This window comes from Arthrobacter sp. JCM 19049 (assembly GCF_001310435.1).
On the sequence record NZ_BAXF01000933.1, the window covers coordinates 1 to 546 of the forward strand.

The 546-nt window shown below is 71.1% G+C and carries 1 pseudogene; it reads left to right on the top strand.

Annotation, left to right across the window (positions count from 1 at the left end):
* Window positions 1–546: pseudogene (locus JCM19049_RS21730) on the top strand (UvrD-helicase domain-containing protein); the annotation flags it as partial.

Here is a 546-nt window from a genome sequence, read left to right on the forward strand (position 1 = left end):
GCCCCGCAGCTGGATGCTGCCGAGCGCGCCGCGCTCTACCGTCCGGCCGGTTCGCCGTTCACCGAGCCGACGTGCCGCTGCTGGATGAGGCCGCGGAACTGCTCGGGGAGTTCACCGACCGCGCGACACCCCCGACGCCGCCCAGTTCGACCGGGACGTGGAGAACGCGAAGGCCGCCTTGGCGAACATGGACGTGATGCTCAAGAACGCGGGGATCGACGGGATTGTCACCGCCGAACAGGTTGCCGGGCTGAACCAGGAGACCGGGCGCGGATGACCGCCGCCGAACGCGCGGTCGCGGACCGCACCTGGGCGTACGGGCACATCGTGGTCGACGAGGCACAGGAGCTCTCCCCGATGCAGTGGCGCCTGCTGATGCGCCGCTGCCCGATGAATCCTTCACGATCGTGGGGGACATCGCCCAGACCTCGGCGGCCTCCGGCGCGCTGAGCTGGGGGGAGGCGCTGGAGCCGTTCTTGGGGCAGCGCTTCCGGCTGGAGGAGCTGACGGTGAACTACCGCACCCCGGCGCAGATCGCGGACGCGG